Raw genomic sequence first — 17,312 nt, forward strand, 5'->3', positions numbered from 1 at the left:
AGACGGGAACCACGGAAAACAAAGAATGGTGGCGGAACCCTGGCACTTTTTTCCCGCCCCCAGTGCGTGTACGGTCCGGGATCAGCCGGTGACCTCGACGGCGGCGAGGTTCTTCTTGCCCCGGCGCAGCACCAGCCAGCGCCCGTGCAGCAGTTCCTCGCGGGCCGGTGCGCTCTCGCCGTCCGTGACCTTGACGTTGTTCACGTACGCACCGCCCTCCTTCACCGTGCGGCGGGCGCCCGACTTGCTCGGCGCCAGGCCGACCTCCACCAGGAGATCCACCAGCGGGCCGAGCTCGGTGACCCGGGCGTGCGGCACCTCGGACAGCGCGGCGCTGAGCGTCGCCTCGTCCAGCTCGCCGAGATCGCCCTGGCCGAAGAGCGCCTTCGACGCGGCGATGACCGCGGCACACTGGTCCGCGCCGTGCACCAGCGTCGTCAGCTCCTCGGCCAGCGCGCGCTGCGCCGTCCGGGCCTGCGGACGCTCCTCGGTGACCTTCTCCAGCTCCTCCAGCTCGGCAGGGCTCCGGAAGCTGAGGATGCGCATGTAGCGGGAGATGTCGCGGTCGTCCACGTTCAGCCAGAACTGGTAGAACGCGTACGGCGTGGTCATCTCCGGGTCGAGCCAGACGGCGCCGCTCTCGGACTTGCCGAACTTGGTGCCGTCCGCCTTCGTCATCAGCGGGGTCGCCAGCGCGTGCACCTCGGCGCCCGGCTCCAGGCGGTGGATCAGGTCGAGACCCGCGGTGAGGTTGCCCCACTGGTCGCTGCCGCCCTGCTGGAGGGTGCAGCCGTGGCGCCGGTACAGCTCCAGGAAGTCCATGCTCTGGAGCAGCTGGTAGCTGAACTCGGTGTAGCTGATGCCCTCGTCGGACTCCAGCCGCCGGGCGATGGACTCCTTGGTGAGCATCTTGTTGACCCGGAAGTGCTTGCCGATGTCCCGCAGGAACTCGATCGCGGACATGCCCGCGGTCCAGTCCAGGTTGTTCACCATGACCGCGGCGTTCTCGCCCTCGAAGGACAGGAACGGCTCGATCTGGGACCGCAGCCGCGACACCCAGGCGGCGATCGTCTCCGGATCGTTCAGCGTGCGCTCCGCGGTCGGCCGCGGGTCACCGATCTGACCGGTGGCCCCGCCCACCAGGGCGAGCGGACGCAGACCGGCCCGCTGGAGCCGGCGCATGGTGAGCACCTGCACCAGATGACCGACGTGCAGACTCGCCGCGGTGGGGTCGTAGCCGCAATAGAAGGTGACGGGACCGTCCGCGAGAGCCTTGCGCAGTGCGTCCTCATCAGTGGACTGGGCGAACAGCCCACGCCACTTCAGCTCGTCGACGATGTCCGTCACGGTTCCGGTGCTCCTCGTGATGCGTACGGGTAGTGGTTTTCCTGCTCAGTCTAGGCGGGTCACACGCCAGGGCTCACCGAACTCATGTTGAAGTCCGGGATCCGCAGCGCGGGCATCGCGGACCGGGTGAACCAGTCGCCCCACTCGCGCGGCAGCGTCTTCTCGGTACGGCCCGCTTCCGAGGCCCGCGACAGCAGGTCCACCGGCGACTCGTTGAACCGGAAGTTGTTCACCTCGCCGACGACCTCACCGTCCTCGACGAGATACACCCCGTCGCGGGTCAGCCCGGTCAGCAGCAGCGTGGCCGGATCGACCTCCCGGATGTACCACATGCAGGTCAGCAGCAGACCGCGCCCGGTCGTCGCGGCCACCATCTCCTCCAGGGACCGCTCACCGCCGCCCTCCAGCACCAGGTTGTCGATCGTCGGCGCGACCGGCTGTCCGGTCAGCCCCGCCGTGTGCCGGGTGGTCGTCAGGTGCTCCAGCCGGCCGTCCCGCATCCAGTCGGTCGGTGTCAGCGGCAGACCGTTGTCGAAGACGGAGGCACTGTCCCCGGAGGCATGGGCGATCACGAACGGCGCCGACTCCAGGCCCGGTGCGTACGGGTCGCTGCGGAGCGTCAGCGGCAGCTCGGAGAGCTGCTCGCCGACCCTGGTCCCGCCGCCCGGCCTGGAGAACACCGTCCGGCCCTCCGCGGCGTCCCGAGCGGCCGACGACCACAGCTGGTAGATCAGCAGATCGGCGACGGCGGTCGGCGGCAGCAGCGTCTCGTACCGCCCGGCGGGCAGCTCGATACGGCGCTCCGCCCAGCGCAGCCGCTGCGCCAGTTCCGCGTCCAGCTCGGCCGGGTCGACGTCCTTGAAGTCGCGCGTCGCGCGGCCCGCCCAGGACGAACGGGTGCGGTCGGGGGACTTGGCGTTGAGCTCCAGCGTCCCGGTCGGCTGGTCGTGGCGCAGCCGCAGCCCCGTCGACGTACCGAGGTAGGTCGAGGTCAGCTCGTGGTGGGCGAAGCCGTACAGCTCACGGCCGCCGGAGCGGGCGCGGGCGAAGGCGTCGCCGAGCGCCGGGGCGAACTCCGCGAAGACGTCCGAGTCCGTCTCGGCCGGTGCGTCCGTGAAGTCGGGCGACGTGGGCACCCCGGTGACCAGCGGCTGCGCGTCCTCCGCCGGACCGGCCCCGCGCGCCGCGGCCTCGGCGGCCCGCACCAGCGGCTCCAGGTCGTCGGCGGTGACCGCGGACCGCGACACCACGCCGGACGCGGTGCCCTGCGCACCGTCGACGGTCGCGATGACGGTCAGGGTCCGCCCCCGGGTCACCCCGTTCGTCGTGAGCGCGTTGCCGGCCCAGCGCAGATTCGTGGACGACTGCTCGTCGGCGATGACCACACAGCCGTCGGCGGTGGACAGTTCGAGCGCCCGCTCGACGATCTCGTGCGGCTTGCTGACGCGGCTCATCGTCCGGCCTCCTGCGTCGTATTGAGACTGCGCTGTCCCGGGGGACGACCCCCGGACCCCCAGCCGGTTCCGTGGTGACCGCTCATCGTCCGGCCTCCTGCGTCGTATTGAGGATGTTCACGCCCCGGAAGAGGGCGGAGGGGCAGCCGTGCGAGACGGCCGCGATCTGGCCCGGCTGGGCCTTGCCGCAGTTGAAGGCGCCGCCCAGGACGTACGTCTGCGGGCCGCCGACCTTCTCCATCGAGCCCCAGAAGTCCGTCGTCGTCGCCTGGTACGCGACATCGCGCAGCTGCCCGGCCAGCCTGCCGTTCTCGATCCGGAAGAACCGCTGCCCGGTGAACTGGAAGTTGTAGCGCTGCATGTCGATCGACCAGGACCGGTCGCCGACCACGTAGATCCCGCGCTCCACCCCGCCGATCAGATCCTCCGTGGACAGCCCGCCCGGATCCGGGCGCAGCGACACATTGGCCATCCGCTGCACGGGGACATGGCCCGGCGAGTCCGCGTACGCGCAGCCGTTGGAACGGCCCAGCCCCGTCAGCTTCGCGATCCGCCGGTCCAGCTGGTACCCGACCAGCGTCCCGTCCTTGACCAGGTCCCAGGACTGCGCCTCGACACCCTCGTCGTCGTACCCGATCGTCGCGAGCCCGTGCTCGGCGGTGCGGTCACCGGTCACATTCATCACGGGGGAGCCGTACGCCAGCTTCCCCAGCTGGTCGAAGGTGGCGAACGAGGTCCCGGCGTACGCCGCCTCGTAGCCCAGCGCCCGGTCCAGCTCGGTGGCGTGGCCGATCGACTCGTGGATGGTCAGCCAGAGGTTGGACGGGTCGACGACCAGGTCGTACGTCCCCGCCTCGACGCTCGGCGCCCGCATCTTCTCGGCCAGCAGCCCGGGAATCCGCTCCAGCTCGTCGTCCCAGTCCCAGCCGGTCCCGGTCAGGTACTCCCAGCCGCGGCCCACCGGCGGGGCGATCGTCCGCATCGAGTCGAACTCACCGGTGGTCCCGTCCACGGCGACCGCGGTGAACTGCGGATGCAGCCGCACCCGCTGCTGGGTGGTCACGGTGCCGGCCGTGTCCGCGTAGAACTTGTTCTCGTGGACGGTCATCAGCGAGGCGTCCACATGCGCGACGCCCTCGGCGCCCAGGAGCCGGCCGCTCCAGTCGGCGAGCAGACCCGCCTTCTCCTCGGCCGGTACGTCGAAGGGGTCGACGTCGTACGCCGAGACCCAGGTCCGCTCGCCGTGCACCGGCTCGTCCGCCAGCTCGACCTGCTCGTCGGAGCCGGCCGCCGCGATCACCTTGGCCGACAGCTTCGCCATGGCGACGGCCTGCGAGGCCACCTTCGCCGCGGCGTCCATCGTCAGGTCCACCCCGGACGCGAAGCCCCACGCTCCGCCGTGCACCACCCGCACCGCGTAGCCGAGATCGGTGGTGTCCGAGGACCCGGCGGGCCGGGCGTCCCGCAGCCGCCAGGACGCGCTGCGCACCCGCTCCAGGCGGAAGTCGGCATGCACGGCACCCAGCGCACGCGCGCGGGCGAGCGCCGCGTCGGCGAGGGCCCGCAGCGGCAGGGCCAGGAACGACTGATCTACCTCATGGGCCACGAAGGGCTCCCTTCCTTTGACAATGCTCGCAGTGAATCACGGAGCGGACCGTGAATGTGCTGCACCGCAGTAGGCTGATCGCTGCGGATGGCCGGGGGGCCGGCAGCGGTACGGGCGGGCCGACGCAGTACAGCAGGCAGCGGGGAGCGGGCGCGACAATGGATGTTTTCGGGGTTCACCAGAGGCTGATCAGTGACTACGACGCCTTCACCAGCTCATTGGTCGGTGTGAGGGACCGCGAAATCCAACGGCACCTCGACGAGGAGCGGGAACGCAAGGCCCGCTGGCCGGATCCCCGAATCTCGCTCAATCCGAATTTCCGCAGCGGGGGCACGGTCGCCGAACTCGTCGACGAGGGCATTCTGCACCGCGGGTGCCGCGACTACTTCCGGTCGAAGGAGCATGAGAACGACCCCGGCTCCCGGACGCTCACCCTCCACCGTCACCAGCGGGAGGCCATCGAAGCAGCCGCTTCCGGCGATTCGTACGTCCTGACCACAGGAACGGGGTCGGGGAAGAGCCTGGCCTACATCGTTCCTGTCGTGGACGCGGTACTGCGCCACCCCAATCCGGACGGCATCTCCGCCATCGTCGTCTATCCCATGAACGCGCTCGCCAACAGTCAGCAACACGAGCTGGCCCGCTATCTGCAGTGGGGCGTCCCGGAAGCGGACCGGAAGGTGACGTTCGCGCGATACACCGGGCAGGAGTCTCTGGAGAAGAAGACCGCTGTTCTGCGGTCGAAGCCGGACATCCTGCTGACCAACTACGTCATGCTGGAGTACTTGCTCACCCGCCCCCGTGAGCGCGAAGCGCTGATCGGTGCCGCCCAGGGCCTGCGTTTCCTCGCCCTTGACGAGCTGCACACCTATCGCGGCAGACAGGGCGCGGACGTCGCCCTGCTGGTACGCAGGCTGCGGGACGCCTGCGCGGCCCCCCGGCTCCAGTGCATCGGTACGTCCGCCACGATGGCCAGCGCCGCGACATTCGCCGATGCCCAGTCGAAGGTCGCAGCCGTTGCCACCAGCCTCTTCGGAACCACGGTCCGTCCGGAGCGGGTGATCGGAGAGACACTCGAACGCGCCACGGACCCGGGCCCCTCCCACGCAGCATCCGAGGACGCGCAGCGTACGGCACTGGGCATGGCCGTACGCCGCGCTGTGGAGGAACCTCACGCACTGTCGCGCGACTACATGGTTTTGCGGACGAACCCGCTCGCGGTATGGGTGGAGGACTCGTTCGGCCTGGTCGAGGACCAGAAGGCCGGAGGGCGGCTGGTCCGCAGGACGCCGGTGACCGTGCCGTTCGCAGGTCAGGCCCTGGCGAAGGCGAGCGGGGAGCCGGAGGACGTATGCCGTGATGCCATCGAAGCAGTACTCCGGGCAGGGGCCGAGGCACGGCACCCGCAGCACCGGCGCCCGTTGTTCGCCTTCCGGCTTCATCAGTTCCTGTCCAAGGGCGACACGGTCTACACCAGTTTCGAACCGGCGGGGCAGCGCCACCTGACCAGCCAGTACCAGGTCAGCGTGCCCGAGCACCGGGACAAGCCACTGATCCCCCTGGCGTTCTGCCGCGACTGCGGGCACGAATACCTGGTGGTAACCCGTGAGGAGGGGGCTGCCGGGCTCCGCCTCACCGCACGCCGTGACCCGGAGGCCCCGGCCGAGGACGGCGACGGCTATCTCTACGTCAGTGAGGAGCACCCCTGGCCGGACGATGCCGGGCAGCGGCTTGCACGCCTGCCCGACAGTTGGGTCGAGACCTCGGACGAGGGCGTCCGCACGGTCGTACAGGCCCGGACCGGGGATGTGCCGCGTGAGGTCCGCGTCGCTCCGGACGGCACGCTCGACCCGGCAGGGAGCAAAGGACTGCGCGCATGGTGGATCGGGGCTCCGTTCCGTTTCTGCCTGCGCTGCCGTGTCAGTCATGAGCAACTGCGCGCCCGCGACTTCGTCAAACTGGCAACTTTCGCCGCAGAGGGCCGGAGCTCGGCTGTTTCCCTGATCAGCGCCAGCGTGGTGCGGTCGCTGCGCGGTCAGAAGGAGATCGATGAGCGGGCCCGCAAGCTCCTCACCTTCGTCGACAACCGGCAGGACGCCAGCCTCCAGGCAGGGCACTTCAACGACTTCGCCCAGGTCACTCAGATCCGTGGCGCGCTCTACCGGGCCCTGGCGGCCGCAGGGCCAGAAGGGCTCCGCCACGATGTGCTGCCCAAGGCGATCGAGGAAGCACTCGCCCTCCCCATGGAGGCATTCGCCCGCCACCCGGGCGCGAAATACAGCCAGCGAGAGTTCGCGCGGTCCGCGCTGCGTACGGTCCTCGCCTACCGGGCCAACGCCGACCTGGAGCGCGGCTGGCGCATCACCATGCCCAACCTCACCCAGACCGGACTGCTGCGCTTCGACTACACCGACCTGACGGAGATCGCCGCCGACGAGGAATGCTGGCAGCACACACATCCTGCCCTGGCCGCAGACTCGCCCAAGCACCGCGCCCACCTTGCGCGCGTCCTGTTGGACGAACTCCGCCGGTCGCTCGCCGTGGACGATCCACTGCTCACGCAGGAAGGCTTCGACCAGCTTCAGCGCCAATCCGAGGGGCACCTCCTGGGCGTGTGGGCACTGCCCCCCAAGGAGCCCCGCGTTCCCTCCCGTGTCGCCTTCCCCGGAAGCGGCCCCAAGGGCGCCCCGTCCGGGGAGGCCATCTACCTCAGCGGCCTGGGGGCATACGGGCGCTTTCTGCGTCGGCCCGGCCAGTTCGCGGCCATCCAGGGGCTGGCAGGCACACGCATGGCGGTCGCGGACGCCGACGCGGTGATCCGCAGCCTGTTGGAGGTGCTGGAGACCCAAGGACTTGTCGCCGTCGTCCGGGAGGAGCGCGACGGTTCACGCGGACACCAAGTCAGGTCGGCCGCGCTGCGCTGGCTTCCCGGGGACGGGATCACCCCTGAGCCGGACCCTCTGCGCAAGGTGAGCGACTCCGGCGCGGAGCCTCGCGTCAACACGTACTTTCGCGATCTCTACCGTGACACCGCGGCCGAGCTGGTCGGCCTGGAAGCCAGGGAGCACACCGCTCAGGTCCCCTCGGACGTGCGGGAGAAGCGGGAGGAAGCATTCCGGGAGGGCGAGCTGAGCCTCCTGTACTGCTCGCCGACCATGGAGCTCGGTGTCGACATTGCCACCCTGAACGCGGTCGCCATGCGCAACGCACCGCCCACCCCCGCCAACTACGCCCAGCGCTCGGGCCGGGCGGGACGCTCCGGGCAGCCCGCACTGGTCACCACGTACTGCTCGACGGGAAGTGCTCACGATCAGTACTACTTCCGTCGCCCTGAACTGATGGTGGCCGGCAGCGTGACGCCGCCGCGTCTCGACCTCGCCAACGAGGAGCTCCTGCGCTCGCACGTGCACGCCATCTGGCTGGCTGAGACCGGCGCCTCGCTGGAGTCCCGCATGACCGACGTCCTGGACGCGGAGACGCGCGACTCCGCAGGCGGCGTGGTGCCGTTGCCGCTCAGCGAAGCGATGCGCGCCCAGCTCGACAGCGAGGCGGCCCGCCGCCGGGCCGTCGCCAGGGCGGAGGAGGTTCTGCGACCCCTGCTGGCCGATCTGGAGAAGCGCGCCGGCTGGTGGTACGACGGCTGGATCGAGGACGTCGTACGCTCGGCCCTGCGCCGCTTCGACGACGACTGCGAGCGTTGGCGTCGCCTCTACCGTTCCGCCCTTTCCGAGCGCGAGGAGCAGCACCGCATCGCCGGAGACCTCTCGGTCGACCCGAAGTCACGACGCCGCGCGCAGGCCCGCCGTGCCGAAGCCGAGAGCCGGCTGAAGCTGCTGCGTAACGAGGACAGCGAGGAGTCCTTCAGCGACTTCTACACCTACCGCTACTTCGCCTCCGAAGGTTTTCTCCCCGGCTACTCCTTCCCGCGACTGCCCTTGGCTGCCTACATCCCAGGCCAGCGGGGCGAGAGCCGGTACGGCCAGAAGAACGGGTCGTACATTCAGCGCCCGCGCTTCATCGCCGTCTCCGAGTTCGGGCCCGGAGCGCTCATCTACCACGAAGGCCAGCGGTACGCCGTCGATCGCGTCCAGGTCCCCACCGGTGCCGTCCCTGGGCAGGTGGCCACCAGCGACGTCCGGATCTGCGGAAGCTGCGGCACCTGGTACGACCGCTCCGAAGGCGCCGACCAGTGCGACGACTGCCATGTCCCACTCACCCTGACGCTGAGCCGGACGATGGTGCTGACCACGGTCCAGGCCTCGCCGGTGCGGCGTATCTCCTCAGATGAGGAGGAACGTCTCAAATCCGGCTTCGAATTGCTGACCGGCTACCAGTTCTCCCAGGTGGGCGGTCGGCTGGACGCTGTGGCCGCCGACCCGCACGGCCCGGTCCTCAGCGTCAGCTATGGCGACACCGCTCGTGTCCGTGTCTTCAACATCGGCCGTCGTAAGCGCAAGCACCCTGGGGACCGGGGCTTCTGGCTCGACCCCGCGCAGGGCAGGTGGCTGAGCGCCAAGAAGGCGGCGGAGACGCAGGAAGCGTCCCCCGAGGACGAGGCGCTGGGCGCCTTCGCATCCGCGGACCGTGCGCTTCAGGTCATCCCGTACGTCGAGGACCGCAAGAACATCGCTGTGCTGCGGCTCGCCGAGCCCGTCGGCGACGAAACCGTTGCCATCACGCTCAGGTATGCCCTCGAGCGCGGTATAGAAGCCCGCTACCAGCTCGAGGACTCCGAGCTCGACAGCCAGGACCTTCCCGACGAGGACGCGCGCGGACGCATGCTCTTCGTCGAGGGCGCGGAAGGCGGCGCAGGAGTCCTGCGGCTGCTCCACGACGATCCGGGCTCCCTCGCCGAGGTGGCCAGGGCCGCGCTGAAGATCATTCACGTGGACCCGGACACCGGCCGCGACCTGGACCGGGCGGAGGGGGCGCCCGAGCGGTGCGAGCTCGGCTGCTACGACTGCCTTCTCTCGTACAGCAACCAGCGTTTCCACACCCGCATCGACCGGCACGCAGTCGTCCCGCTGCTGATGCGGCTGGCAGCTGCCACCACCAGCGGCGAGCGACAGACCACCCCCGCCGCGCAGCGGGCTCAGGCACTGGCCAAGGCAACACGGAGCGCTCAGGGGCCCGTGGCCGACTTCGTGGAGTGGCTCGGTGAATCGGGCCACCGGCTGCCCGACGAGACGCACCCGGAGCAGACCGGTGCCCCCGTTCACCCCGACATCGTCTACCGTCTGCCCGGCGCCGATGTCGCGGTCTACCTGGACACGGCAGCCGGCCGTCACCTGGACAAACCGGCCGAGTACCGGCTGATCGACGATGGCTGGCTCGTGATCCGGGCCGGCGCCGACACCAAGGAGTGGGAAAGCACCGTGCGCGCACATCCGGATGTATTCGGCCCCGGACGGAGCATCCGATGACGACCGTCCCCCGCGCCCCCGGCGACCTTGTGTCGGCCCGTGGACGTGACTGGGTGATCCTGCCCGGTGCCTCCGACGACCTGGTCATCGCGCAGCCTTTGGACGGAGACCGCGAGTTCATCACCGCGCTCTTCCCGCACGAGATCGAGGACCCCGGCTTCGGCTGGCCGAGCGCGGTGAACGGCGAGATCGGCGACTTCGCCTCGGCCGGGCTTTTGCGGACGGCCCTGAGGATCGCCGCAACGCACGGTGCCGGGCCGTTCCGCAGCCTTGCATCCATCGCCGTCCAGCCGCGCCAGTACCAGCTGGTCCCGCTGATGATGGCCCTGCGGATGGACACCGTACGGCTCCTCATCGGCGATGACGTCGGCATCGGCAAGACCATCGAGGCCGCCCTCATCGCCAAGGAACTCATCGAGCAGGGGTCGGCACGCGGCATGGCCGTGCTGTGCTCGCCCTCGCTCGCCGAACAGTGGCAGTCCGAGCTCCGGGAGAAGTTCGGCATGGAGGCGGAACTCGTCCTGCCCTCCACCGCTGCCCGCCTGCAGAAGGGAGTGGAACCCGGCCAGACGCTCTTCGAGCGCTACCCCTGCACGATCGTTTCCACCGACTTCATCAAGCAGCCCGACCGCCGTGAGGCGTTCCGCCGCACCTGCCCGGACCTCCTGATCGTCGACGAGGCACACACCTGCGTCGGAGCGGGCACGGGGCACCAGCAACGCTACGAGCTGTTGCGTACCCTCGCCGAGGACAAGAGTCGCCACCTCGTCCTCGTCACCGCCACCCCGCACAGCGGCGACGCCCACGCCTTTGCCAAGCTCACCAGCCTGCTCGACCCCGGTCTCCAGGCACTGGACCCGACGCTCCCCGCGCACCGTGACCGGCTCGCCCGCCACTTCGTGCAGCGCCGCCGCCGGGACATCCGGCGCTACCTCGACGAGGACACCCCCTTCCCGCGCGACCGCAAGCTGCGTCCGGCCCCGTACCAGCTGGGCACGGAATACGCCCAGTTCGTCACCGATGTCCTCGCCTTCGCCCGCGAGCAGGTCCGCCGACCCGACGGCGCCCTCCGCCAACGCCTCACCTGGTGGTCCGTCCTCGCCCTGCTGCGCTGTGTGCTCTCCTCGCCCGCTGCGGCGGCCGAGACGCTCAAGGTGCGCGCGGCCGTAGGAGCTGCCCGCACCCCCGAGGAGGCCGAGAGCATCGGGCGCCGGGCCGTCCTCGAACTCACCGACGACGAAGCGAGCGAAGGCCTCGACGCGGTCCCCGGCTCCGTTCTCGACGACGACGATGCCGGCTCCCGCGCGGGCAGCCGCAAGCTGAGCGAATTCGCAGCGCGCGCCGCCCTGCTGGCCGGCCCGGAGAACGACACCAAGCTGGCCTTCCTCATCGACGCGGTGAAGGGCCTCCTCGTCGACGGCTACGACCCGATCGTCTTCTGCCGCTACATCCCCACCGCCGAGTACGTCGCCGAGCACCTGGCCGAAGCGCTGGGCCGCAGTGCTCACGTCGATGCCATCACCGGCAAACTCCACCCCGATGCCCGCCAGGCCCGCATCGACGAGCTCACCGCCAAGCGCGGCCGGCACGTCCTCGTCGCCACCGACTGCCTCTCGGAAGGTGTCAACCTCCAGGAGCACTTCGGCGCCGTCGTCCACTACGACCTGTCCTGGAACCCGACCCGCCACGAACAGCGCGAGGGCCGCGTCGACCGTTTCGGCCAGTCCCGTGAGAACGTCCGTGCCATCACCCTGTATGACACCGACACCGGCATCGACGGCCTCGTGCTGGACGTGCTCATCCGCAAGCACCGGGACATCGCCGAACAGGTGGGCGTCGTCGTACCCGTCCCGGACGGTGGTGCCGGAGTGCTTCAGGCACTCTCCAAGGCCCTCCTGCTCAGAGGCCGTGAGGGTGAGAACGATGGACAGCTCACGCTCGACTTCGACACGAACGAGCTCTTCGGCCACGCGCGCCGACAACTGGAGACGGAGTGGGAGAGCGCGGCCGACCGCGAGTCCAAGGTGCTGACGAAATTCGCCCACAGCGGTCTGCGCCCCGACGAGGTACAGGCCGAGCTGGACGCCCTGCGCCAAGCACTCGGTGACCCCGCCGACATCGCCGACTTCACCCGGGAGTCCCTGAAAGCCCTGGGCTCGGCGGTACGTCCCGACACACGCTCGACCGGGTTCACCGCTCCGGCCGGGGCACTGCCCCGCGGGCTGCGTCACGCCCTCGGCATCTACGAGGATTCCGACCAGGCTCTCGGCCCCGGCGCCGCCAAGGCCCCGGCCCGCACCCCGGCCAAGGGCAAGGCCCGCAAGCCGGCAGTGGACAACCTCGTCTTCCACCAGGACCTTCCGGTGCCCGCCGGCGAGCATGCCCTCTTCCGTACGGATCCCGCCGTCCGGGCCGTTGCCCGTTACGTCCTCGACTCGGCCCTCGACAAGGAACTGAGCGACAACGACCGCCCTGCCCGCAGACTCGGTGTCATCCGCACCCCGGACGTCGCCCACCGCACCGTGCTGCTCCTGGTCCGCTACCGCTTCCGCCTGACCCTTCCCCGCCCCGGCCGTACCACCGAGAAGCCGAACGAGCTGGTGGCCGAGGACGCCCAGCTCCTGGCCTGGCGCAACGACCCCGAGGGCGGGCGCGTCTGGCTCAGCGACGAGAAGACCGCCCAACTGCTCCTCGCCGCCCCGGACCGCAACACCAACCTGTCCATGCGTGGACAGCAGATCGAGCGAGCCCTGGACGAACTGGCCGAGGTGCAGGACCACCTCAGAGCCCATGGCGACCAGGTCGGCCGCCGTCTCGAAGCCGCCCACCAGCGCGTGCGTGAAGCGGCCGGCGAGCGGGGCCGGGCGCGCGGCGCGGCAGCGGCCCGCCGTATCACCGCCGTACCCGCGGGCGAACCCGACCTGCTCGGTGTGTATGTGTACGTCAAGCGTCCCGGAGGATCCAGGTGACCACTCTCGCCCCCGACCACCTCCCGGCGAGCACAGCCGTCCGCATAGAGGGAGCACTGCTCTCCGCCGACCTCATCAACAAGATCCGCTTCGCCGACCGGGAGCTTCCCGGAGCCGCACCCGCCGACTACGGCCTGCCCCGCGGCGTACGGGTCGAGGACGCTGCCAGCCGCAAGTGGGAGTACCTCAAGGCCACCTACGCGACCTTCCTGGATCAGCTCGCCGAATCCGGCGATCACACCGCGCCGGCCAAGGTCACCCACCAGGAATGGCTCGGCGTCCTCCTCGACGAACTCGGCTATGCGGGCCGCACCGCCGTGCCGGCCCGGCAGGGCATCCGCGTGCCGGGGCGGCCCGACCCGTACCGGGTGAGCCACCAGTGGCAGCAGCACCTGCCCATCCACCTCCTGGGCTGGAACACCCCCCTCGACCGGGGTATCGGCAACGACCGTGCCCCGCAGTCGATGGTCCAGGAACTCCTCAACGTCTCCGACGAGCACCTGTGGGCCCTGCTCTCCAACGGCAGCGTCCTGCGCGTCCTGCGCGATTCCACCGCGCTGGTCGGCTCCGCGTATGTCGAGTTCAACCTCGAAGCGATCTTCGGCGGCGACCAGTTCGCCGACTTCCTGCTGCTCTATGCGATGCTCCACTCGTCCCGCTTCGAGCTCGTTGCGAAACCGGAGAAGAAGCGACGCGGCGCGGCAGCGGTCGTGGACGCCGAGGCCGACGAGGACGACGTCGCCGAGGACGACACCGAGACCGACGAGTCCCCCCTCGACGAAGCTGCCACCCTCACCCCCGCCGACTGCCGCATCGAATGGTGGCGTGCCTACGCCATCGAGACCGGCATCCGCGCCCGCGACCGCCTGCGCAACCAGGTCAAACAGGCCCTCAGCATCCTGGGCTCCGGCTTCCTCCAGGCGAACCCGGAGTTCGGCAAGGCGCTCACCCGGGGCGGCAAGGCCGCACTGGACGACTTCCACCACGAGCTCCTCAGGCTGGCCTATCAGCTGATCTTCCTGTTCGTCGCGGAGGACCGCGACGCCCTGCTGCTGAGGCCCGGTGCCAATGCCTCCCGCAAGGAAGTCGAAGCGCTGGAGCGGGCCCGCGTTCATTACGCCCGCTACTTCTCCACGGCCCGGCTCCGCCGCATCGCCTCACGCCGCAAGGGCGACCACAACGGCGATCTGTGGGAGGGTCTGCGCATCGTCCTCGACGCCCTCGGTCAGGACGAGGGTCTGCAGGCCCTCGCCCTGCCCGAACTCGGCGGTCTGTACTTCCGTGCCGGAACGGACGAGACCCACGACGCCCTGCTTCCCGGCAGTCCCGAACCTCTGCGCTCGGCGAAGCTCCCCAACGAGAACCTGCTCGACGCGGTCAGGCTCCTCTCCCGCGTACGGGACAAGCAGGGCCGCCCCAGCCGGGTGGACTACCGCCACCTGGGCGCCGACGAGCTCGGCAGCGTCTACGAGTCCCTGCTGGAGCTGATCCCGCGCCACGATGTCCAGAAGCGGGAGTTCTGGCTCCAGGACCTGGTGGCCGGCAACAAGCGCAAGACGACCGGGTCGTACTACACACCGTCCGTGCTCATCGAGAAGCTCCTCGACAATGCCCTGGACCCGGTCATCGAACGCCACGCGGCGTCAGGAATCCCCGACGACCTGCTGAAGATCCGTTTCGTGGACCCGAGCTGTGGTTCCGGCCACATGCTGGTGGCGGCGGCCCGGCGGATCGCTCTGCGCTACGCCCAGATGTACGACAAGGAGCGCGAGCCCGCACCGGAGAAGGTGCGCGAGGCGATGGGCAAGGTTGTACGGTCCTGCGTCCACGGCGTCGACATCAACCCGCTCGCCGCCGAGATCGCCAAGGTGTCGCTGTGGCTGGAATCCCTGAACCCGGGCGAGCCGCTGGCCTTCCTGGACGACCGGATCAAGGTCGGCAACGCGCTGCTGGGCACGACTCCTCGGCTGCTGGAGGCAGGCGTGCCCGAGGAGGCCTTCAAGAAGCTGGAGGGCGACGAGACCAAGGCGGTGACCGAGGCCCGTGACCGCAACCGCAAGGAACGCAAGGGCATCGAGGTCTGGATCCAGAGCCAGCTGGGCGAGCCGGCGGTCCGTACGAGCACGGCAAAGGTGCGGGTGGCCGCCGAGGAGGCAGCCGCGAAGCCGGCCGGTAGAGGGCTTGCGGCGATCCGCGAGCTGGCCCGCCGGCACAAGGAGTTCGAGGCCAACCCGGAGCTGGAGCGCCTCAAGCGAGTGGCCGACGCCTGGTGCGCGGCGTTCATCTGGCCCAAGCGGAAGGACGCGCCAGCCGCCATCACGACGTCGACCCTGAAGCGGCTGGAGCAGGGCGAGCCGCTGGAAGGGCTCCCGGAGCCCTTGCCTCCGATGGGTGAGGACCCCGTGCCGGAGTCGGACGAGGACCGCGAGTGGCGCGAGGGCGCGGGAGAGCGGGAGCTGCGCGAGGTGGTGGCCCGTAACCGGTTCTTCCACTGGCACCTGGAGTTCCCGCGCGTGTTCCGGGTCGAGGACACGGACGCGGCGGACGCGAACGCGGAGACGGGGTGGCAGGGCGGCTTCGACGCGGTGTTGGGGAATCCGCCGTGGGAGCGGGTGAAGATCCAGAAGAAGGAGTGGTTTGCCGCACAGAACCCGTACGTCGCGGACGCCGAGACGGCGAGCGAGCGGGAGCGCCGCATCGGCGCGCTGCTCACGTCGGTGGACGAGCACGGCAACCCGATCGAGGGCGACCGGAAGCTGCACCGGGACTATCTGATCGCACAGCGTGAGTCCAAGGGCACGACGAACATGCTCCGCGACTCGGGGATCTTCCCGCTGACGGGCAAGGGCGACGTGAACACGTACGCGGTCTTTGCGGAGAAGTCCCGGATGCTGGTGGGGCCGGAGGGGATGGCGGGACTGGTCCTGCCGACCGGGATCGCGACGGACAAGACGACGTCGGCGTTCTTCTCGGACCTGGTGGAGCGGCGGCAGATGCACACAGTGCTGGACCTGGAGAACGAGGAGAAGCTGTTTGCGGACGTGCACCACTCGTACCGCTTCTGCGTGTTCACGATTAGCGGATCAGCGGCGAGAACAGAGCGTGTTCGACTTGCCTTCCGGGCTCGACGCACTGATCAACTAGATGCGAAGCAATTTGAACTAGATGGCTCTGGCTTCAGAGAAATTAATCCGAACTCTATTACCGCGCCAGTATGTGAGGGCCCTGAGTACTTCCGAGTGCTCCGTGCAATTCATCGCCGCGCTGCTGGTGTTCTGCTGACGCATCCGTGGTCAGGCCAGAAAGAGCGAAACCCGTGGGCGTTGCGACTATCTCGCATGTTCCATATGGCCGACAACTCTGGCGATTTCGTATCTGCGGAGAACCTCGCTCTCTCCGGCTGGCTCCGTGAGGGTAATGTCTTCAGCAAGAATGGCAAGCGTGCTCTGCCACTTTACGAAGCCAAGCTGGTCCATCAATACGATTCTCGCTTCAGCACGTTTGAGAACGCTACAGAAGCGCAATTGCGAATGAACACGCTTCCTAGGGTCTCACTCGATGGCCATAAGGATCCTACGCAGCTTCCGCTGCCGCGCCACTGGGTCGATGAGGAACTTGTTGATAAATGGATGGCGGGAGACCCTCGAACGCCCGAGACTGCCTGGTCGCATGATTGGGTAATTGGCTGGCGTGATGTCTGCCGTGCCTCGGACGAGCGGACGGTTATCGCGTCTGTACTGCCACGGACCGCGGTGGGGCATACGGAGCCGTTGTTCATGCCTACAGACACCGCCACATGCTTTGGTCCCTTCGTCGCGAACATGTCCTCCTTCGTCCTGGACTTCGCTGCCCGGCAGAAGATCCAGGGCGCGCACCTCACATACACCTACCTGGAGCAACTTCCGGTTCTCGCCCCGGACACGTACGTCAAGCCAGTTGCCTGGCTGGACAGCCAGACACCTGAGCCCTGGATCCGCTCTCGCGTCCTAGAACTGACCTACACGTCATACGAGATGGGGCCTTGGGCCGGGCATCTCGGTGACGAAGGCGCCCCGTTCGTCTGGGACGAGGACCGCCGCTTCCAGATGCGCGCCGAGCTGGACGCCGCGTACTTCCACCTCTACGGCATCGAGCGCAAGGACCTCGATCTCGTCCTGGACAGCTTCCGCGCCTTCCGCAACAAGAAGCCGGAACTCTTCCAGCGCACCAAGGACGAGATCATCCGCATCTACGAGGCCATGGCCGCCGGCCCGTACGTCACGTCCCTCACCCCGCACCCGGGCCAGGGCCCTCGGCACAACCCCGGCACCAGTCCTCTCACCCGCGTAGCCCCGCCCACCCCGCCGGTCCGGCCCGTGCCTGTGAAGAAGAGCAAGAGCAAGAGCAGGAAGCCGGTCACCGACAACCAGTTGGGCGGTGCCCTGTTCGGTCTGGAGGAAGTGGAGGGAGTCGACGTACAGCTCGACTTCTTCGGGCGTGAGGAGTAGCCGCGCCCATCCCGCACACAGCAACG

Annotated in this window: 6 protein-coding genes; 3 read left to right on the forward strand and 3 right to left on the reverse strand. The window is 69.1% G+C overall.

The genetic code is table 11. The features are described 5' to 3' along the window. Window positions 1-81: 81 nt before the first annotated feature. From tyrS to ACFVX4_RS17230, 3 genes are all read right to left on the reverse strand, one after another. Window positions 82-1,347, reverse strand: a complete 1,266-nt coding sequence (gene tyrS / locus ACFVX4_RS17220; protein WP_389977487.1) for a tyrosine--tRNA ligase — start codon at window positions 1,345-1,347, stop codon at window positions 82-84. 59 nt (window positions 1,348-1,406) lie between these two features. Continuing rightward, a complete protein-coding gene (locus tag ACFVX4_RS17225) occupies window positions 1,407-2,801 on the reverse strand; it encodes a metallopeptidase TldD-related protein (RefSeq protein WP_389977490.1) in 1,395 nt (464 codons plus the stop codon). Window positions 2,802-2,883: 82 nt separating this feature from the next. Then, complete coding sequence (locus ACFVX4_RS17230) at window positions 2,884-4,407, reverse strand: TldD/PmbA family protein (protein WP_389977493.1); 1,524 nt, start codon at window positions 4,405-4,407, stop codon at window positions 2,884-2,886. A gap of 227 nt (window positions 4,408-4,634) precedes the next feature. Between ACFVX4_RS17230 and ACFVX4_RS17235 the strand changes: the two genes are divergently transcribed. The 3 genes from ACFVX4_RS17235 to ACFVX4_RS17245 are packed head-to-tail and all read left to right on the forward strand — an operon-like array spanning window position 4,635 to window position 17,286. After that, window positions 4,635-9,830, forward strand: coding sequence for a DEAD/DEAH box helicase (locus ACFVX4_RS17235; RefSeq protein WP_389977496.1), 5,196 nt, complete (start codon window positions 4,635-4,637; stop codon window positions 9,828-9,830). Then, window positions 9,827-12,799 carry a helicase-related protein gene (locus ACFVX4_RS17240; protein WP_389977499.1) on the forward strand — a complete coding sequence of 991 codons (2,973 nt, stop codon included), beginning with the start codon at window positions 9,827-9,829 and terminating at the stop codon, window positions 12,797-12,799. Before ACFVX4_RS17235 ends, ACFVX4_RS17240 begins: the two co-directional genes overlap by 4 nt. After that, a complete protein-coding gene (locus ACFVX4_RS17245; protein ID WP_389977501.1) occupies window positions 12,796-17,286 on the forward strand; it encodes an Eco57I restriction-modification methylase domain-containing protein in 4,491 nt (1,496 codons plus the stop codon). The genes ACFVX4_RS17240 and ACFVX4_RS17245 overlap by 4 nt, the downstream gene beginning before the upstream one ends. The last annotated feature ends 26 nt before the right edge of the window (window positions 17,287-17,312 follow it).

It is taken from the genome of Streptomyces sp. NPDC058240 (genome assembly GCF_042882135.1).
GTDB lineage: Bacteria > Actinomycetota > Actinomycetes > Streptomycetales > Streptomycetaceae > Streptomyces.